Source organism: Streptomyces endophyticus, from assembly GCF_035798155.1.
Taxonomy (GTDB): Bacteria; Actinomycetota; Actinomycetes; order Streptomycetales; family Streptomycetaceae; genus Streptomyces; species Streptomyces endophyticus.
In genome coordinates this window covers 1-18,624 of the sequence record NZ_JAOZYC010000151.1, presented here as the reverse complement: position 1 = coordinate 18,624, position 18,624 = coordinate 1, and the positions used below count along the sequence as shown (strand labels likewise).

At 69.4% G+C, this 18,624-nt stretch carries 15 protein-coding genes; 10 read left to right on the top strand and 5 right to left on the bottom strand.

Going from position 1 to position 18,624, the window contains the following annotated elements; genetic code table 11:
- Positions 1-30: 30 nt before the first annotated feature.
- Positions 31-2,007, top strand: a complete 1,977-nt coding sequence (locus OKJ99_RS30415; RefSeq protein WP_326021149.1) for an ATP-dependent DNA helicase — start codon at positions 31-33, stop codon at positions 2,005-2,007.
- 90 nt (positions 2,008-2,097) lie between these two features.
- On the opposite strand, the gene lexA is transcribed toward OKJ99_RS30415, so the two are convergent.
- Positions 2,098-2,883, bottom strand: a complete 786-nt coding sequence (lexA, locus tag OKJ99_RS30410) for a transcriptional repressor LexA (RefSeq protein ID WP_326021148.1) — start codon at positions 2,881-2,883, stop codon at positions 2,098-2,100.
- A gap of 529 nt (positions 2,884-3,412) precedes the next feature.
- Between lexA and nrdR the strand changes: the two genes are divergently transcribed.
- Both nrdR and OKJ99_RS30400 read left to right on the top strand, forming a co-directional pair.
- A complete protein-coding gene (gene nrdR, locus OKJ99_RS30405) occupies positions 3,413-3,958 on the top strand; it encodes a transcriptional regulator NrdR (RefSeq protein WP_326021189.1) in 546 nt (181 codons plus the stop codon).
- 137 nt (positions 3,959-4,095) lie between these two features.
- Positions 4,096-6,990 (top strand): vitamin B12-dependent ribonucleotide reductase, encoded by a 2,895-nt coding sequence (locus OKJ99_RS30400; protein WP_326021147.1) that lies wholly within the window; start codon positions 4,096-4,098, stop codon positions 6,988-6,990.
- 133 nt (positions 6,991-7,123) lie between these two features.
- On the opposite strand, the gene OKJ99_RS30395 is transcribed toward OKJ99_RS30400, so the two are convergent.
- On the bottom strand, positions 7,124-7,669 hold the full coding sequence (locus OKJ99_RS30395) for a TerD family protein (protein ID WP_326021146.1): 546 nt from the start codon (positions 7,667-7,669) through the stop codon (positions 7,124-7,126).
- Positions 7,670-7,816: 147 nt separating this feature from the next.
- On the opposite strand from OKJ99_RS30395, the gene OKJ99_RS30390 reads away from it, so the two are divergent.
- The 3 genes from OKJ99_RS30390 to OKJ99_RS30380 all read left to right on the top strand — a co-directional run bounded on the left by OKJ99_RS30390 (position 7,817) and on the right by OKJ99_RS30380 (position 10,107).
- Positions 7,817-8,422 carry a YdbC family protein gene (locus OKJ99_RS30390; protein ID WP_326021145.1) on the top strand — a complete coding sequence of 202 codons (606 nt, stop codon included), beginning with the start codon at positions 7,817-7,819 and terminating at the stop codon, positions 8,420-8,422.
- A 110-nt stretch (positions 8,423-8,532) separates the two neighbouring features.
- The gene (locus OKJ99_RS30385) at positions 8,533-9,192 is read left to right on the top strand and encodes a histidine phosphatase family protein (protein ID WP_326021144.1); all 660 of its coding nucleotides are present in this window, start codon (positions 8,533-8,535) and stop codon (positions 9,190-9,192) included.
- A 12-nt stretch (positions 9,193-9,204) separates the two neighbouring features.
- The gene (locus tag OKJ99_RS30380) at positions 9,205-10,107 is read left to right on the top strand and encodes an ADP-ribosylglycohydrolase family protein (protein WP_326021143.1); all 903 of its coding nucleotides are present in this window, start codon (positions 9,205-9,207) and stop codon (positions 10,105-10,107) included.
- A 29-nt stretch (positions 10,108-10,136) separates the two neighbouring features.
- Here OKJ99_RS30380 and OKJ99_RS30375 read toward each other — a convergent pair whose 3' ends face one another.
- Positions 10,137-11,678: an MFS transporter gene (locus OKJ99_RS30375; RefSeq protein ID WP_326021188.1), complete on the bottom strand. Its 1,542-nt coding sequence runs from the start codon at positions 11,676-11,678 to the stop codon at positions 10,137-10,139.
- Positions 11,679-11,949: 271 nt separating this feature from the next.
- Here OKJ99_RS30375 and OKJ99_RS30370 point away from each other — a divergent pair, with 271 nt between their 5' ends.
- The 3 genes from OKJ99_RS30370 (at position 11,950) to OKJ99_RS30360 (ending at position 14,033) form a co-directional block, all read left to right on the top strand.
- Positions 11,950-12,576, top strand: a complete 627-nt coding sequence (locus OKJ99_RS30370) for a TetR/AcrR family transcriptional regulator (protein ID WP_326021187.1) — start codon at positions 11,950-11,952, stop codon at positions 12,574-12,576.
- A 51-nt stretch (positions 12,577-12,627) separates the two neighbouring features.
- The gene (locus tag OKJ99_RS30365; protein ID WP_326021142.1) at positions 12,628-13,329 is read left to right on the top strand and encodes a ribonuclease HII; all 702 of its coding nucleotides are present in this window, start codon (positions 12,628-12,630) and stop codon (positions 13,327-13,329) included.
- A gap of 68 nt (positions 13,330-13,397) precedes the next feature.
- Positions 13,398-14,033, top strand: coding sequence for a hypothetical protein (locus OKJ99_RS30360; protein ID WP_326021141.1), 636 nt, complete (start codon positions 13,398-13,400; stop codon positions 14,031-14,033).
- Positions 14,034-14,114: 81 nt separating this feature from the next.
- Here OKJ99_RS30360 and OKJ99_RS30355 read toward each other — a convergent pair whose 3' ends face one another.
- Positions 14,115-14,753, bottom strand: coding sequence for a hypothetical protein (locus OKJ99_RS30355; RefSeq protein WP_326021140.1), 639 nt, complete (start codon positions 14,751-14,753; stop codon positions 14,115-14,117).
- A gap of 222 nt (positions 14,754-14,975) precedes the next feature.
- Positions 14,976-17,138, bottom strand: coding sequence for a RecQ family ATP-dependent DNA helicase (locus OKJ99_RS30350; protein WP_326021139.1), 2,163 nt, complete (start codon positions 17,136-17,138; stop codon positions 14,976-14,978).
- A gap of 132 nt (positions 17,139-17,270) precedes the next feature.
- Between OKJ99_RS30350 and OKJ99_RS30345 the strand changes: the two genes are divergently transcribed.
- A partial coding sequence (locus OKJ99_RS30345; protein WP_326021138.1) for a DUF4192 domain-containing protein occupies positions 17,271-18,624 on the top strand: 1,354 nt, incomplete at its 3' end.

The window sequence follows — 18,624 nt, the reverse complement described above, 5'->3', positions numbered from 1 at the left end:
GTCAGTGGGTCCGTTTAGGGTGGTCGAGCTATGACGAAGCCCTCACTCCCCGAGCTCCTGCACGCCGCCGTCACCGCTGTCGGCGGCACGGAGCGCCCTGGCCAGGTCACCATGGCCGAGACCGTCGCCGAGGCGATCGACGGCGGTTCCCATCTGCTCGTCCAGGCGGGCACCGGTACAGGTAAGTCGCTGGGCTACCTCGTGCCGGCCCTGGCTCACGGGGAGCGCGTCGTCGTGGCGACCGCCACACTGGCGCTGCAGCGCCAGCTCGTGGAGCGGGACCTGCCGCGCACGGTCGAGTCGCTGCACCCACTGCTCCGGCGCCGCCCCAATTTCGCGATGCTCAAGGGCCGGTCGAACTATCTGTGTCTGCACCGCCTCCACGAGGGCGTACCGCAGGAGGAGGAAGGGGGCCTCTTCGACCAGTTCGAGGCGGCCGCGCCCACCAGCAAGCTGGGCCAGGACCTGCTGCGCATGCGCGACTGGGCGGACGAGACGGAGACCGGAGACCGGGACGACCTGACGCCCGGCGTCTCGGACAAGGCCTGGTCGCAGGTCTCGGTCTCCTCGCGCGAGTGCCTGGGAGCGTCGAAGTGTGCCTACGGCCAGGAATGCTTCGCCGAGATGTCACGGGAGCGCGCCAAGCTCGCCGACGTCATCGTGACGAACCACGCGCTGCTCGCGATCGACGCCATCGAAGGCGCGCCGGTCCTGCCGCAGCACGAGGTGCTGATCGTGGACGAGGCGCACGAGCTCGTCTCGCGGGTGACCGGGGTGGCGACGGGGGAGCTGACCCCCGGCCAGGTCACCCGGGCGGTGAGACGCGCGGCGAAGCTCGTCAACGAGAAGGCGGCAGACCAGCTGCAGACCGCCTCCGAAGGCTTCGAGCGGGTCATGGAGCTGGCCCTGCCCGGCCGCCTGGAGGAAGTCCCCGAGGACCTCGGCTACGCGCTCATGGCCCTGCGCGACGCGGCCCGTACGGTGATCACCGCGATCGGCACCACGCGCGACAAGTCGGTCCAGGACGAGGACGCCGTCCGCAAGCAGGCCCTCGCCGCCGTGGAGACGATCCACGACGTGGCGGAGCGGATCGCGAACGGCTCGGAGTGGGACGTCGTCTGGTACGAGCGGCACGACCGCTTCGGCGCGTCCCTGCGCGTCGCCCCCATGTCGGTGTCCGGCCTCCTGCGGGAGAAGCTCTTCACCGACCGCTCTGTCGTCCTGACCTCGGCGACGCTGAAGCTGGGCGGCGACTTCAACGGGGTGGGCGCCTCCATGGGCCTCGCTCCCGAAGGCATCGAGGGCGAGGACCTGCCGGTCTGGAAGGGCGTCGACGTCGGATCGCCGTTCGAGTACCGCAAGCAGGGCATCCTCTACGTTGCCAAGCATCTGGCGAAGCCGACGCGTGACGGCACGCGCACGGACATGACGGACGAGCTGAGCGAGCTGATCCAGGCGGCCGGCGGCCGTACGCTCGGCCTTTTCTCGTCGATGCGGGCAGCCCAGGCGGCAGCCGAGGAACTGCGCACGCGGATTCCGGAATTCCCGATCCTGTTGCAGGGCGAGGACACTCTGGGCGAGCTGATCAAGGCCTTCGCGGCGGATCCTGAGACCTGTCTGTTCGGGACCTTGTCACTGTGGCAGGGCGTGGACGTACCGGGCCCGAACTGCCAGCTGGTCGTGATGGACAAGATCCCGTTCCCGAGGCCGGACGACCCGCTGATGAGCGCGCGCCAGAAGGCGGTCGAGGAAGCTGGTGGCAATGGCTTCATGGCCGTGGCCGCGACACACTCGGCGCTGCTGATGGCGCAGGGCGCGGGCCGCCTCATTCGGGCAACGGGCGATCGCGGTGTGGTCGCGGTCCTGGACCCCCGCCTGGCGACTGCGCGCTACGGCAGCTATCTGAAGGCCTCGATGCCGGACTTCTGGTTCACGACGGACCGGAACCAGGTGCGGCGCTCGCTCTCGTCGATCGACGCGGCGGCGAAGAAGGCGGACGCGGAGTAGTACTCGGCCCGCACGCACAGGGCCTGGCGCGGACAGCGCTGGGCCCCGGAACCGGCGCAGTTGGTCCCGGGGCCCGGTCAGGGAGGAGCGTCACACGCGCCGCAGAACGGCTACCACCTTGCCGAGGATCGTCGCCTCGTCACCGGGGATCGGCTGGTACGCGGAGTTGTGCGGCAGGAGCCAGACGTGGCCGTCCTCCCGCTTGAAGCGCTTGACGGTTGCCTCGCCGTCGAGCATCGCGGCGACGATGTCGCCGTTCTCCGCGACGGGCTGGCGGCGGACCGTGACCCAGTCCCCGTCGCAGATCGCGGCCTCGATCATCGAGTCGCCGACGACCTTCAGGACGAACAGCTCACCGTCACCGACGAGCTGGCGGGGCAGCGGGAAGACGTCCTCGACCGACTCCTCGGCGAGGATCGGGCCGCCGGCGGCGATCCGGCCCACCAGGGGCACATACGAGGCGGCGGGCTTGCCCGCGGTGTCCGTGGGCTGCGCGCTGGGCTGGTCCGAGCCACGGACCTCGTACGCGCGCGGGCGGTGCGGGTCGCGGCGCAGGAAGCCCTTGCGCTCGAGCGCCATCAGCTGGTGCGCGACCGACGAGGTGCTGGACAGGCCGACCGCCTGGCCGATCTCCCGCATGGACGGCGGGTATCCCCGACGCTGCACCGAGTCACGGATGACCTCGATCACGCGGCGCTGCCGATCCGTGAGCCCCGAGCTGTCGGCGCGGATCCCTGGGGGCCGGCCGGGCAGCGAGCGCCCCGGCTTGGGGCCCTCCTGACTCATGGCTGCGTCATTCATGGCATGCACCGGCTCGAGTCGGCCCTGGGCGTGGCCCTGGGCAGTGATGGTGGCACTGTCTGCGGTCGTGGTCACGTCGGTAGGCCCCTCTCGAGAATGTCTCCCTAGCTAGCCAACGGTAGTTCCTTTCGAAAGGTTGCGCCAAACACACGTTCGAGTGAAAAACCGTCGATTGCTTGTCGTGATCATGCACCTGGGTGTAAGGCGACCTCGAAGCGGAGCGGCAATTCAGCTCAATCCGGTACGCTTCTTCGCTGGAGTCGAGGTTCGGCCCGCGGGTCTCCCAGTCTGCCACTCGCCTCTCCGCCGACCAGGCACCGCCCTCGTTTTTTCTTGAGTCGTGGCCCGGTACGCATGCGGGCGCCACGCGGCCCCGCCGCTCCTGGTGCGATGCGTTCCGCACGTGCGACACGCGCGACACGCGCTAGGGCTCAAAATGCGACCGAACCCCAGATGTAGTGGTTGGATTGGATCCGCAGCCCAGAAGTTGTGGTCCCCGGTCCATCTTGGTCGTGGTCATCGCCTATGCTTGGGGCTGCTTCGAGAGGCGTGAACCAGCCTCTCGTGGCTATCGAGTCGTGCCGTGAAGGAGGGTTGGGAGTTCATGCACTGCCCCTTCTGTAGGCATCCCGACAGCCGTGTCGTCGACAGCCGCACCACCGACGACGGCACGTCGATCCGCCGACGCCGTCAGTGCCCGGACTGCTCCCGTCGTTTCACGACGGTGGAGACGTGCTCACTGATGGTCGTGAAGCGGAGCGGGGTGACCGAACCCTTCAGCCGCACCAAGGTCATCAACGGCGTACGCAAGGCGTGCCAGGGGCGTCCGGTCACCGAGGACGCCCTCGCCCAGCTCGGCCAGCGGGTCGAGGAGGCGGTGCGCGCCACCGGAAGCGCCGAACTGACCACTCACGACGTGGGCCTGGCCATACTCGGCCCGCTTCAGCAGCTGGACCTCGTTGCCTACCTGCGGTTCGCGTCCGTGTACCGGGCGTTCAACTCGCTGGAGGACTTCGAGTCGGCGATCGCGGAACTGAGGGAACAGACGCCCGGCGCCGAAACGGACGGCGCGGGCGGAGAGCGCACACAGAGCGAGTGCGGGCCCGGAGGGACTGTAGAAGTCCCGGTGCCCGCCCACGCCGCCGACTGACGGCCACGGGCCGGGCGGCGGCGACCCCAAAGACCTGTTGCGGGCGGCAAGAGCGGCGTCCGCAATACAAGACACACACCGTGCGCGGGAAGATCCGGGCACTTTAGGGCGTTTTAGCCCAGTATATGGGAGGCGGCATGACAGAGACGGCGAGCGGCCCGGCACGAGGCTCCCGAGCCAAGGGAGCCAAGGCCAACAAGGGTCTGCGTGTCGAGCGCGTCCACACCACCCCTGGCGTGCACCCGTACGACGAGGTGGAATGGGCGCATCGTGACGTCGTCATGACCAACTGGCGCGACGGCTCGGTCAACTTTGAGCAGCGTGGCGTCGAGTTCCCCGAGTTCTGGTCGGTGAACGCGGTCAACATCGTCACCAGTAAGTACTTCCGGGGCGCCGTCGGCACCCCGCAGCGCGAGGTGAGCCTCAAGCAGCTCATCGACCGCATCGTGAAGACGTATCGGAAGGCCGGCGAGGACCACAAGTACTTCGCCTCGCCCGCCGACGCCGAGATCTTCGAGCACGAGCTGGCCTACGCCCTCCTGCACCAGATCTTCAGCTTCAACTCGCCGGTGTGGTTCAACGTGGGCACGCCGCAGCCCCAGCAGGTCTCCGCCTGCTTCATCCTGTCCGTCGACGACTCCATGGAGTCGATCCTCGACTGGTACAAGGAAGAGGGCATGATCTTCAAGGGCGGCTCCGGCGCCGGCCTGAACCTCTCCCGCATCCGCTCCTCCAAGGAGCTGCTCTCCTCCGGCGGCAACGCCTCGGGTCCCGTCTCCTTCATGCGCGGTGCCGACGCCTCCGCAGGAACGATCAAGTCGGGTGGCGCCACGCGCCGCGCGGCCAAGATGGTCATCCTCGACGTCGACCACCCCGACATCGAGGGCTTCATCGAGACCAAGGTGACGGAAGAGGAGAAGATCCGCGCCCTGCGCGACGCGGGCTTCGACATGGACCTGGGCGGCGACGACATCACGTCCGTCCAGTACCAGAACGCCAACAACTCGGTCCGCGTGAACGACGAGTTCATGAAGGCCGTCGAGTCCGGCTCGAAGTTCGGCCTGCGCAGCCGCATGGACGGCGAGGTCATCGAGGAGGTCGAGGCCAAGTCCCTCTTCCGCAAGATGGCCGAGGCCGCCTGGGCCTGTGCCGACCCCGGTATCCAGTACGACGACACCATCAACCACTGGCACACGTGCCCGGAGTCCGGCCGCATCAACGGCTCGAACCCGTGCAGCGAGTACATGCACCTGGACAACACGTCCTGCAACCTCGCTTCGCTGAACCTGATGAAGTTCCTGAAGGACGACGGCAAGGGCCACCAGTCCTTCGACGTCGAGCGCTTCTCGAAGATCGTCGAGCTGGTCATCACCGCGATGGACATCTCCATCTGCTTCGCGGACTTCCCGACGCAGAAGATCGGCGAGAACACCCGCGCCTTCCGTCAGCTCGGCATCGGCTACGCGAACCTGGGCGCCCTGCTCATGGCGACCGGCCACGCCTACGACTCGGACGGCGGCCGCGCCCTCGCCGGCGCGATCAGCTCGCTGATGACGGGTACGTCCTACAAGCGCTCGGCCGAGCTCGCCGCGGTCGTCGGCGCGTACGAGGGCTACGCGAAGAACGCCACGCCGCACCAGCGCGTCATGAAGCAGCACGCCGACGCCAACACGGCGGCCGTCCGCATCGACGACCTGGACACCCCGATCTGGGCCGCCGCCACGGAGGCCTGGCAGGACGTCGTCCGCCTCGGCGAGAAGAACGGTTTCCGCAACGCCCAGGCGTCCGTCATCGCCCCGACCGGCACCATCGGTCTCGCGATGTCCTGCGACACCACCGGTCTCGAGCCCGACCTCGCCCTGGTCAAGTTCAAGAAGCTGGTCGGCGGCGGCTCGATGCAGATCGTCAACGGCACCGTGCCGCAGGCCCTGCGCCGCCTGGGTTACCAGGAGGAGCAGATCGAGGCGATCGTCGCCCACATCGCCGAGCACGGCAATGTGATCGACGCCCCGAGCCTCAAGCCCGCGCACTACGAGGTGTTCGACTGCGCCATGGGCGAGCGTTCCATCTCCGCGATGGGTCACGTCCGCATGATGGCGGCCATCCAGCCGTGGATCTCCGGCGCCCTGTCCAAGACGGTCAACCTGCCGGAGACGGCGACCGTCGAGGACGTCGAGGAGGTCTACTTCGAGGCCTGGAAGATGGGCGTCAAGGCGCTCGCCATCTACCGCGACAACTGCAAGGTCGGCCAGCCCCTCTCCGCCAAGAAGAAGGAGCAGGAGAAGACCGAGGTCACCGAGAAGACCGAGGCGACGATCCGCGAGGCCGTCGAGAAGGTCGTCGAGTACCGCCCGGTCCGCAAGCGCCTCCCGAAGGGCCGTCCCGGCATCACCACCTCCTTCACGGTGGGCGGCGCCGAGGGCTACATGACCGCCAACTCCTACCCGGACGACGGTCTCGGCGAGGTCTTCCTGAAGATGTCCAAGCAGGGCTCCACCCTCGCGGGGATGATGGATGCCTTCTCCATCGCCGTCTCGGTCGGCCTCCAGTACGGCGTGCCGCTGGAGACCTACGTCTCGAAGTTCACCAACATGCGCTTCGAGCCGGCCGGCATGACGGACGACCCGGACGTGCGGATCGCGCAGTCGATCGTCGACTACATCTTCCGCCGCCTGGCGCTGGACTTCCTGCCCTTCGAGACGCGCTCCGCGCTCGGCATCCACTCCGCCGAGGAGCGCCAGCGTCACCTGGAGACAGGTTCCTACGAGCCGAACGAGGACGAGGTCGACGTCGAGGCCCTGGCCCAGTCGGCGCCCCGCGCCCAGGAGTTGAAGGCCGTCGAGACGCCGAAGGCCGGGGACGCCACCGCGCAGTCCGTGCCGCAGCAGGCGCACACCAGCGCCGAGCTCGTCGAGATGCAGCTGGGCATCCAGGCCGACGCCCCGCTCTGCTTCTCCTGCGGCACGAAGATGCAGCGGGCCGGCTCCTGCTACATCTGCGAGGGCTGCGGCTCGACCAGCGGTTGCAGCTGATCCGGCTGAACGTCTGGTCCGGCTGAGCGCCCGACCGGGCTGAGCGCCTGAACCGAGGGGCGGCGGAACCATTACGGTTCCGCCGCCCCTCGGCGTTGACGGCGCGGACTCGGCCGCGAAGCCGTCAGCGCATCTACAGAGAGCCCATCGCCGCGGCGAAGGTCGTCAGATCGCCGTCGAAACCGCGGACCGTCTCCTGGAACGACCATTCGCCCTCGGTGTCCCTGACGAATTCAGCGATCGTGGTCGAAGGAGAGGCGCCGACCGTCGAGAAGTCGTGTTCCGACAGGTCGGTGTAGCCCTCCCGTATGCGCACCGCGGTGTTCGGCACGTCCGCGAACACCTTCGCCCTGGCTGCCTCATCGGTCTGTTGCTCGCCCTGCTGGATGGCCACGCCCACGACCACGCGCGCGTACCGCGATGCCAGCCGGTCCAGTTCGAGCGTCATCACCTCGTCGAAGCCAAAGCCCTGCCCGGTCCTGCTGTCCCGGTTGAGCGTGATGGTCCCGTCCGGCGAACGACTGTCGAAGTGGACGATGTAATCCGGGCTGCCGTGCGGATCGTCGCCCGTGTACGTAGCGGCGACGAGGTCCAGATCATGGGGCGGCGAACCCAGCGGACTCGGGTCCCACTTCAACGCGATCTCGATCTTCTCGATCCCCTTGCGGAGGCTGCTCACCGAACTCCCCCTCCTCGGTGCGATGTTGAGTGCTACCGATACGCTACGTGGTCCCACTGACAACAACACGACCATCCCCTCGGAGGCGTCTCGACCGTGGGTTCGGGACCACCACGGCAGGTGGCCGCCGCGCCGTACGATGGCGCGGTGCTGGTCAAGTGGATTCGTTGCACTGTGGTGGATCGTCGGGGTTTCGAGCGGGGACAGCGGAAATGGGCGGGGCTTCTGGGAGAGCCGGGATTCCGAGGTCAGGGTGGAGGCTGGAGCAGGCAACGGCCCGATGTGGCCCACGTCTTCGGCTTCTGGGAGAGCCGTGCCTTCTACGACTCCTTCATGGCGCGCTCCCACGACCGGCTTGCGGCCGCGCAATCGGGGACGTACAAGAACATCCAGGTGAAGCTCTTCGACCATCGCTTCGATGTGAAGACCGGGTTCGAGCCGCGGTTCACGGACGCGGACGTTGTGCGGGTGGCGCACTGCACGGTGCACGCCGAGCGGGCCGAGCACTACACGTTGATGCAGCAGAAGGTGTGGAACCCGGCGATGGCCGGTTCACCCGGCATGGTCCGGGGGCTGTTCGGCGACGCCCCGGGAGACGAGTTCCTGGTCCTCTCCATGTGGCGATCAGCGGCCGAGCACGGCAAGTACCAGGTCGACCGGGTGGAGCGGCTTTCGGTGCGCGCCCAGACGGATGTCGACATCGCGGCCATCACGGGGGACATCGTCGACCTGGAGTCGACCTGGACGGTCTGAACGCGTGACTACGCGCGCGTGCACGACGGTCGACCGCTGTGGTCCTCGGGATCTCCGCCGGACAACCCGCACGGGTGCTCGAAACCGCCCGGCGATCTAGGGTCGTGTGCATGGCACGACCGCGGCGCATCGTTCTTGTCCGGCACGGCGAATCCGAAGGCAACGCCGACGACACCATCTACGAGCGCGAGCCCGATCACGCCCTGACGCTCACCGACAAGGGGTGGCACCAGGCCGAGACCACCGGCGAGGACCTCCGGCGGCTCTTCGGACGCGAGCGGGTGAGCGTGTACGTCTCGCCGTACCGGCGCACCCATGAGACCTTCCGCGCTTTCCGGCTCGACCCCGATCTCGTACGCATCCGGGAAGAGCCCCGGCTCAGGGAGCAGGACTGGGGAAACTGGCAGGACCGCGAGGACGTACGGCTGCAGAAGGCATATCGCGACGCCTACGGGCACTTCTTCTACCGGTTCGCCCAGGGAGAGTCGGGGGCGGACGTGTATGACCGGGTGGGCGCGTTCCTGGAGAGCCTGCACCGCAGCTTCGAGGACCCGGACCATCCGCCGAACGTCCTGCTCGTGACGCACGGGCTGACCATGCGGCTGTTCTGCATGCGCTGGTTCCACTGGTCCGTCGCGGATTTCGAGTCGCTGTCGAACCCCGGGAACGCGGAGATGCGGTTGCTCGTTCTCGGGGAGAACGGAAAGTACAAAATGGACCGCCCCTTTGACCGCTGGTGCGAACCGGAATCGTACGGAGTCACCGGATAGAGTGTCGATGCGATGACCGCTGACTCCTCACCCGACGGGCGCTTGAACCGCGCCCTGTCCAGCCTGCGCGGACTCTCCGTGGGAGACGCGCTGGGATCACAATTCTTCGTTCCTGCGAACTATCCGCTGCTCAAGGCCCGCGCGCTGCCGGACGGCACATGGCAGTGGACCGACGACACCGAGATGGCCGCCTCGGTGGTGTCCGTCCTGGCCGCTCGCGAGCGTGTCGACCAGGATGAGCTGGCGCGATCGTTCGCGGAGCGCCAGGACGTCGACCGCGGGTACGGCCCTGCCGTGAACCGGCTGCTGCAACAGGTCCGGGAGGGTGCGGACTGGCGGACCCTGGCCTCCGCGCTGTTCAACGGGCGGGGGTCGTGGGGGAACGGCGCGGCGATGCGGATCGCGCCGCTCGGCGCCTATTACGCCGACGACCCCGAGCAGGCCACGCATCAGGCCGAGATCTCCGCCTACCCGACGCACCAGCATCGGGAGGCCGTCGTGGGGGCGATGGCAGTGGCGGCCGCGGCCGCGCTGGTGGCGGATGCCGCGGGGCCGCCCACGCCGCAGGACCTGCTGGACGGCGTGATCTCGCTCGTGCCGCGCAGCGCGGTGGGCGCCGGCCTGCGTCGCGCCAAGGACATGCTCGACTACGGGGACGCGTCCACGGTGGCGGCGGTCCTCGGCTGCGGCCGGAGGACGACCGCCCACGACACCGTGCCGTTCGCCATCTGGTCGGCGGCGCGAGGCCTCGGCGACTTCGAGGGGGCCTTCTGGAGCACGGCCCAGGTCGGCGGCGACATGGACACGACCTGCGCGATCGTGGGCGGCATCGTCGCCTCCGGCGCGGACGGGGCGCCCTCGGCCGAGTGGCTCGGGCGGACCGAGGCACTGCCGGCCTGGGCGCCGACCGCGTAAAGCACAGAACGGGTCCGGGGGAGTGCCCCTCAGGCCGAGGCCCCGGACTTTCCGCTCAGCGCATCCAGGTCGCTCTTGCGCACCTGGATGATGAACAGGGCGATGAGTGCCGCGACCACGGCCAGCGAGGCGGCCGCTATGAAGGCGTTGCTGATGCCGTGGGCGAGCACCGAGTCGTTCCACGGAGCGGGCAGCCGGTGGGTCCTGGCGAACTCGGCCTTCTGTTCCGGTGAGCCCTCGGCGAGGAACTTCGGGATCTGCTTCTTGGCCTCGCTCTCGCTGGCGCTGCTGAAGATCGTGGTGAGGACCGACAGGCCGAGGGCGCCGCCGACCTGCTGTGTGGTGTTGAGCATGCCGGACGCCGCGCCGGACTCACTGTCGGCTATGCCGGAGACCGCGGTCAGGGTCAGCGTGACGAAGTTCAGGCCCATGCCGAACCCGAACAGGAGCATCGGGCCGAGAATGCCGCTGGCGTAGGAACTGCCGGGGTCGATGAAGGTCAGCCAGCCCATGCCGGTGGCGGTCAGCAGACAGCCCACGGTCATGAAGGGTTTGGGGCCGAGCCGGGGCAGCAGGTTCGTGGCGATCCCCGCGCCGAGCACGATGGCGGCGGTCACCGGGAGGAAGGCGAGGCCGGCCTTGACCGGGCTGTAGTGCAGCACGTTCTGCACGAAGAGCACGATGAAGAAGAACATGCCGAACATCGCTGCGGCGAGGCTCAGCATCATCGCGTAGGTGCCGGACCGGTTGCGGTCCCTGAACAGTTTCAGAGGCGTGATCGGTTGGCTGGTGCGCCTCTCGATGGCGATGAAGGCGATCAGCAGGACCGCGGCCGCGCCGAAGGACGCGGTGGCGAGGCCGTCGCTCCAGCCTTCGGAGGCGGCACGGATGAATCCGTACACGAGGGCGGCCATGCCGAGGGTCGAGGCGAAGGCGCCCGGCAGATCGAACCGGCCGGGGTGGCGCTGCGACTCGTTGATGTAGCGCGGGGCGAGGAGGGCGATCAGTACGCCTATGGGTACGTTGACGAACAGCACCCAGCGCCAGTCCAGCCAGTCGGTGAGCATGCCTCCGGCGAGCAGCCCGACGGCGCCGCCACCGGCGGAGACGGAGGCGAAGACCCCGAACGCCCGGTTCCGCTCGGGTCCTTCGGGGAACGTGGTGGCGATGAGGGCCAACGAGGTGGGTGACGCGATCGCGCCGCCGACGCCCTGGAGCGCGCGGGCCGCGAGCAACTGCCAAGGCTCCTGGGCGAATCCGCCTAAGAGCGATGCGAGGCTGAACAGGGCGATACCGGTGATGAACATGCGGCGGCGCCCGAGAAGGTCGCCGGCCCGGCCGCCCAGGAGCAGCAGTCCGCCGAAGGTGAGCGCGTAGGCGTTGATCACCCAGGTCAGGTTGTTGGTGGAGAAGCCCAGTGCCGTCTGGATGTGGGGCAGGGCGATGTTCACGATGGTGGCGTCGAGCACGACCATCAGTTGGCATGCGGCGATCACTGTCAGAGCGATGCCGGGTCGGCGTGGGCGCGCGGTGGCGCGGGGCTTGCTGGGTGGAGCCGGATGTGCCTGGATCTGATCCTGTGTCACGAGCGACCCCCCATGGGCATGATTAGAGAACGGTCACGTTCCCTGTGTGGGATCGTAGCGTCAGCGTCATAGTGAACACAAGCGTTCTTTACGGGAGTTGGGCATGCGCCGGAAGAACCTTGCCGTCGACCCGTCGAAAGGAAGGGGTGAAGCCTGAGATGCTCGGTGGTGGCTCCCCATCAGTGCACGTGAGCGTGTGCTGAGCTCGCTGCCGCGCGTCCGAACCGCTCTCGGACGGCTCAACGGAGAGATGATGATGGTTAGTTCACGTCGGACGGCCGCCCCCGCTCAGGCGGCCTCCGCGCTTCGCAGGCGTGGCCCCGTTCTCGAACGGGCCATTCTGGAAGCGGCGTTGGATCAGCTCAGTACGGTCGGCTGGAACGGCCTCACGATGGAAGGCGTCGCCGCGGGTGCGCAGACCGGCAAGGCCGCGGTGTATCGGCGCTGGCCCTCCAAGGAGGATCTCGTCGTCGACGCGCTCCAGGCGGGACTGCCCGCGTTGGACTCGGCGCCGGAGTGCGGAAGCGTGCGGGAGGACCTGCTGGAGCTGTGTCGCCGGTTGCGGGCGGCCATGTACTCCCGGCCCGGCTACGCGCTGCGCTCCGTGCTTCACGAATGCGACACCCTCACCGCCGAGCGCTTCCACGGTGTGATCACGGAAGGCGTTATCGAGCCCAGCGTCGAATTGATCAAGGAAGTCGTACGTCGTGGTGTTGAGCGAGGTGAGGTGCGCCCGGACGTCGACGAGGCGAGCGTGTGTGACGTGATTCCGGCGCTGATGATGTATCGCTCGAAGGTGTGCGGAAGCGAATGGGAGGAGGGGGATCTGGTGGAGATGATCGACCACGTGATGGTCCCGTTGTTGCGTCTCCAGGCGCATTGAGGTGAGCCGGGTGTCGCGACGGTACTCGGGCGGGCTACGCTGTTTGCCGCCATGCCGTACGAAGCACCCACTCACACCGTCGAGCGCTCACTGCGCGCCACTACCGGTGCCAAGATCATTGCCGGTGTCGACGAGGTCGGTCGCGGTGCTTGGGCCGGTCCCGTCACCGTCTGCGCCGCCGTCACCGGGCTGCGCCGTCCGCCGGATGGCCTCACCGACTCCAAGCTGATCAGCCCCAAGCGCCGCGAGACCCTCGCGGTCGAGCTGGAGAGCTGGGTGTCCGGGTATGCCCTCGGGCATGCTTCACACGAGGAGATCGATGGTCTGGGCATGACGGCAGCCCTCCGGCTCGCCGCCGTGCGCGCCCTCGAGGGCCTGCCTGTGCAGCCGGACGCGGTCATCCTCGACGGGAAGCACGACTACCTGGGTGCCCCCTGGCAGGTTCGTACGGTGATCAAGGGGGACCGTTCCTGCATTGCCGTCGCCGCGGCGTCGGTGATCGCCAAGGTCCGCCGCGACAAAATGATGGCCGAACTGGGCATCGACCATGCAGACTTCGGGTTTGCGGCGAACGCCGGATACCCGTCGCCGGTGCATCGCGCCGCGTTGGAGGAACGGGGGCCCACCCCGTACCACCGGCTTTCGTGGGCGTATCTTGATGCGCTGCCCCAGTGGCGGCACCTCAAGAAGGCCCGCAGTTGGGCGGACGTCGGCGTTCCAGAGATCGAGGGCCAGCTCGGCTTCGACTTCTGACCGCCACGCTCGCACTGACGTGCCACCCGTTGACGCGAGCCGCACCTGCGTTTGATAGATATCAGCTCATGCCTCTCAGTCCCGAGGAGCCTCAGATTCCCGAGAGTGCCCAGGGTCCCCGCGCCACGCCCACCAGCGGCCGTACCGCGTCGACCCCCCGCCCCGTACCCGGCCCGCGTCCCGCGGCGCCACCGCGACCCGGACGTCCGGGTCCTTCCAGGCCCATGCCGCCCGCGCAGCGAACCCCGCGCGAGTCGGCGGGTGTCCACAAGCCGGGGCCGAACGCCCCTGCCGCCACGTCGACTTCGGCTTCCCAGCCGCAGATCCAGCTCATCCCGGCTTCGGTCGAGGGCGCACTGGACGCTGCGGAGGAGGCCCTCGACATGCTGCTCGACTCGGGCCGCGCGCCCGGCGACGTCCTGGTGGTCACCACCGGTGACCCGCATCCGTGGGCGGCCCACGAGCTGTCCTTCGGTGAGGACTCCTACTGGGCGCAGCACGAAGCGCGTGACGACGTCTTCTACGCCGATGCTTCCGCTCTGGGCCGCGCCGCGTCCCGTCCGGTGGTCGTCGTCGCCGTGAACGGCGGAGCCGATGAGGTGGCCACCACAGCGCTGCCGATCGCGCTCGGCCGGGCCGGTGCGCTGCTCGTCGTGTGCGGCGATCCGGAGCGCATCAACTCGTTGCTGGGCGCCGGGGTCTGACGCGCCGCTTGCCGGCTGCCCGCACCGCGAAGCGGTGTCCGGGGAGTCCGGCAGGCGGGCGTGCGACGGCCGCCGTGCCGTTCAGCGCGCCGCGGCGCGGCGGAGCACCTCCGTCGCGGCGCCGCCGGTGCGCGGCGCCGCCGGCTCCCCGGCCCCCAGGGCCTCGGCCACGGAGCCCACGCTCGGGCGCCGACCGGCCCTGCCCTCTCCGAGTACCTGCCAGCCGTCCCGCGTCATCGTGATGTACGCGCCGCAGCGCAGGCCGTGCAGCGTGCACGCGTCGCGCAGCCCCCACATCCAGGCCCCGTCCTCCTCCGTCCAACGGGTGTCCCCCTCGCGGCAGTACAGCATCACCGCGGTGCGTACCGGCGTGCGGCGGCGCAGATCGTGCGGGATCACCCGGCGCAGCTGGGACAGCAGGGCGTTGCGGAACGTCCAGCCGTCGGTGGCGCTCTCGTGGCGCACGAACGAGGCGCTGGCCCGCAGCCGCTCGTCGGGGTCGAGCACGGCTACGACGACGGTCTGTGGGATCGGTCGGTGGCGGGAGTGCAGCCCGCTGACGACCTCGCGCGGGTTGCGCAGCAGCGGGATGCCCGCTGCCGCCCACTCCGCGGGTTCGAGCAGCCTTGTCGGTCGGTTGACGGAATCGGCGGACCTCTCGGTGCGCATCAAGGACGCGGACATCGATACCGCCGAGGACGGAGCGAATCCGAAGGCCACGGTCCTCCCTTCGGCTACACGCCCACACTGAGGGCGGGGTCGGACTGGGGAGCGCACTGCGACACAGCTCTACCATCCACCGGATCACGGGGAGCCGCGCGGGAGCAGCTCCAATTCTTCCCGTCGTAGTGGCAGACGGCAACGAGCAATTGGGACCGCGTTCCTGTATCTGACGATGCGTCGCCAATATCCCTGCCCAAAGGTTGGATCGCTACGCGTTCCTCACCCCTGTACCGCCAGGACCAGTGGCAACACCGCCTCGGCGCCCGCCCGGCGCAGCAGCCGGGCGGCCATCGCCAGCGTCCAGCCGGTCTCCATGTAGTCGTCGACGAGCAGTACCGGTCCACCCGCGCGCGCGAGCGCTTCGGACAGCTCGGTGGGGAGCGTCAGCGTGCCGTCGAGGGCGCGCAGCCGCTGTGCGCTGTTGCTGCGCGGAATGTGCGCGGTGTCGCTGCCCGGCGCGTACGAGACGCTGCCCAGTAGCGGCATGCGGCCGACCTGCGCGATGCCTGCGCCCAAGGACTGGATGAGCTGTGGGCGGGTGTGGGACGCCATCGTCACCACACCTACGGGGCGCGGTGAGGCGTCGGCGGAACCGGACGCCCAGCCGCCCGGCCCCTTGGCCCAGTCGGCGAGCACCTCGACGACGGCTCCCGCCACGTCGTCCGGCACCGGTCCGTCCGGGGCCTGCGGCGCGAACATGGGGCGCAGTCGGTTCCCCCAGCCGATGTCCGACAGACGGCCGAGCGCCCGGCCGGCCCCGGTCTGCTCACTGGCGGGGATGCGGCCCTTGAGGTCGATGCCGACGGCCGCGAGCCCGGTGGGCCACATCTTCCTGGGCTCCACCTCGACGCCGGGGCGCCCGAGTTCACCGCGCGCCGAGTTCAGTGCTTCGGGCGAGACGGCGTCGGAGAACCGCGGCGTCGCGCAGTTGTCGCAGCGGCCGCACGGGACCGCCTTCTCGTCGTCGAGCTGACGGCGCAGGAACTCCATGCGGCAGCCGTCCGTCGTCGCGTAGTCCCGCATCGCCTGCTGCTCGGCCTCGCGCTGCTTGGCCACCCACGCGTAGCGCTCGGTGTCGTAGGCCCAGGGCTGGCCCGTGGCGATCCAGCTGCCCTTGACCCGGTGCACCGCGCCGTCGACGTCGAGGACCTTGAGCATGGTCTCCAGGCGTGACCGGCGCAGTTCCACCAGGGGTTCGAGCGCGGGCAGGGAGAGCGGCCTGTCGGACTGAGCGAGCACGTCCAGCGTGCGCCGCACCTGCTCCTCGGGAGGGAACGCGAGCGAGGCGAAGTAGCGCCAGATCGCCTCGTCCTCCTTGCCCGGGAGCAGCAGTACCTCCGCGTGGTCGACTCCGCGGCCTGCGCGGCCCACCTGCTGGTAGTAGGCGATCGGCGAGGACGGGGAGCCCAGGTGGATGACGAACCCGAGGTCCGGCTTGTCGAAGCCCATGCCGAGCGCCGACGTGGCGACCAGCGCCTTCACACGATTCGCGAGGAGGTCCTCCTCGGCCTGCTGCCGATCGGAGTTCTCCGTCTTCCCCGTGTACGAGGACACGGTGTGGCCGCACTGTCGCAGATAGGCCGTGACTTCCTCGGCCGCGGCGACGGTGAGGGTGTAGATGATCCCGGAGCCCGGAAGCTCCTCCAGATGGTCGGCGAGCCAGGCCAAACGGTGCGCGGCGTCCGGCAGCCGCAGGACCCCGAGGCTGAGACTCTCGCGGTCGAGCGGGCCGCGCAGCACCAGGGCGTCGGAGCCGGAGCCGGTGCCGAGCTGTTCGGCCACGTCCGCCGTCACGCGCGCGTTGGCCGTCGCCGTCGTCGCCAGGACGGGGACGCCCTGCGGCAGATCGGCCAGCATCGTGCGCAGGCGGCGGTAGTCGGGGCGGAAGTCGTGCCCCCAGTCCGAGATGCAGTGGGCCTCGTCGACGACGAGCAGGCCTGTGGCCGCGGCGAGTTGGGGCAGCACGTTGTCCCGGAAGTCGGGGTTGTTGAGCCGCTCCGGGCTGACCAGGAGCACATCGACTTCGCCGGTCGCCACGTCGGCCCGCACGGCGTCCCACTCCTCGGTGTTCGACGAGTTGATGGTGCGGGCGCGGATGCCCGCACGCTCCGCCGCCTCCACCTGGTTGCGCATGAGCGCGAGCAGCGGGGAGACGATCACGGTCGGGCCGCCGCCGCGGTGGCGGATCAGCGCGGTCGCGACGAAGTACACCGCGGACTTGCCCCAGCCGGTGCGCTGCACGACGAGGGCCCGTCGATGGTCGGCGACCAGGGCCTCGATGGCGCGCCACTGGTCCTCGCGCAGTCTGGCCGTGCCGCTCGGGTCGCCGACGAGGCGGGCGAGAACGGTATCGGCGGCTGTCCGCAGCTCTTCGTTGCTCATGCCCCCATGCAACCCGATCGCACTGACATCACGCGAACGAGCCCGCCGGCTGTGGACAACTCCTGTCGTGTCCCTGATCGAGGTTATCCACAGGCCGAACCGGAGTGCTGCGTTCCGGGGCATGGTCGGCGCATGACGAATCACAGCGAGCCGGCCGGGCTGACCGGCGAAGCAAAGATCACCCTCCGCACGGCAGGTGAACTCGCGGAGGCGCTCCCGTACTTGCTCGGGTTCCGACCCGACGACAGCATTGTCCTGGTCGCCCTGCACAAGGGCCGTTTCGGTGGTCGTGTGCGCCTCGGCATCCCCGAGCGCACCGAGGACTGGGAGGCCGTGGCGCGACAGATGGCCCAGTGCCTGATCGGCGAGTGCGAGCGCAGGGACGGCCACCCCGACAGCGTCGTCGCGTTCCTCTGCCAGGACGCCTCGGCCCCGGGCCCCGACGCGGGGCCGCGGATCATGCAGTGGCTCAGGCCGCTGGCCCAGCTGCTGCGCACCGAGTGCGGCGCCCTCGACGTGCCGGTCACGGAAGCGCTGTGCCTCTCGGAAGGAAGGTACTGGTCCTACTGCTGCGCCCGCGCGAAGTGCTGCCCGGCGGAGGGCAATGTGATCGAGACCGACGGCACCTCGGTGATGGCGGCCACGGCAGCCTTCGCGGGCATTCAGGTACGCGGGTCCCTGGGGAGGTTGAGGGCGCGTCTGGCCCCCTTGGAGACAGCGCTCGTCACGGACCAGACGCGCGCCCTCGACGCGGCCGCGATGGACCTCGTGCCGAGGATCCTCGCCGGGACTCCCCGCAAGGAGGTGGAGGCGGCGACGCTGGATCTGGCCCACCTGGTCATGCGGCGCCTCGCGGACGCGCCGGGGGCGGCCGACGCGCTCGCGGCCGATCTCAAGGACGACGAGCTGCTGGCGCACGACGAGGCCGCGTCGCTGATCCTTGGCCTCCAGGACCGGCTGACCAGAGACCGTGCGGCGGAGTGGATGGAGGGCGAGGAGGCCGTCCACGCCCTGCGCCTGTGGCGGGCGCTGGCACGCCGGTGCGTCGGTCCCTACGGGGAACACGCCGCCGCGCCGTTGGCACTCGTGGGTTGGGTGGCCTGGTCGCTCGGCGACACCGTTGAGGCGGACCAGGCGCTGGAGATGGCCCTCGGCGCGGACCCTCGCTACACGTTCGCCCGCCTGCTCAACGAAGCACGGGCCGACGGACTCGACCCCGAGCCCGTGCGGCGCTCCCTGCGGGCGAGGCGGACGGACCCGGACCCGGACCCGGACCCGGACCCGGACCCGGACCCGGACCCGGACCTGGACTCGGACTCGGCATCGGACACATCGGCCGGGACGGTCGAGGGTGAAGCCACGAGTGCCGGCGGAGTCGATGGGCCTCGGCCTTCGGCGGTGGCCGTCCCCGGAGGCGCCGCCGATCCCGGTATGTCCCGTGCCACCCGTGGCCTGGAGGCCGCCCTGCGCCGGCGAGGGGAGCGGC

Excerpts from the sequence above, each read along its gene's own strand:
- OKJ99_RS30400 (WP_326021147.1), top strand. The coding sequence starts at position 4,096 with ATGACAGAGACGGCGAGCGGCCCGGCACGAGGCTCCCGAGCCAAGGGA.
- OKJ99_RS30360 (WP_326021141.1), top strand. The coding sequence starts at position 13,398 with ATGCCTCTCAGTCCCGAGGAGCCTCAGATTCCCGAGAGTGCCCAGGGT.
- OKJ99_RS30365 (WP_326021142.1), top strand. The coding sequence starts at position 12,628 with ATGCCGTACGAAGCACCCACTCACACCGTCGAGCGCTCACTGCGCGCC.
- OKJ99_RS30415 (WP_326021149.1), top strand. The coding sequence starts at position 31 with ATGACGAAGCCCTCACTCCCCGAGCTCCTGCACGCCGCCGTCACCGCT.
- OKJ99_RS30385 (WP_326021144.1), top strand. The coding sequence starts at position 8,533 with ATGGCACGACCGCGGCGCATCGTTCTTGTCCGGCACGGCGAATCCGAA.
- OKJ99_RS30350 (WP_326021139.1), bottom strand. The coding sequence starts at position 17,138 with ATGAGCAACGAAGAGCTGCGGACAGCCGCCGATACCGTTCTCGCCCGC.
- nrdR (WP_326021189.1), top strand. The coding sequence starts at position 3,413 with ATGCACTGCCCCTTCTGTAGGCATCCCGACAGCCGTGTCGTCGACAGC.
- OKJ99_RS30380 (WP_326021143.1), top strand. The coding sequence starts at position 9,205 with ATGACCGCTGACTCCTCACCCGACGGGCGCTTGAACCGCGCCCTGTCC.
- OKJ99_RS30370 (WP_326021187.1), top strand. The coding sequence starts at position 11,950 with ATGGTTAGTTCACGTCGGACGGCCGCCCCCGCTCAGGCGGCCTCCGCG.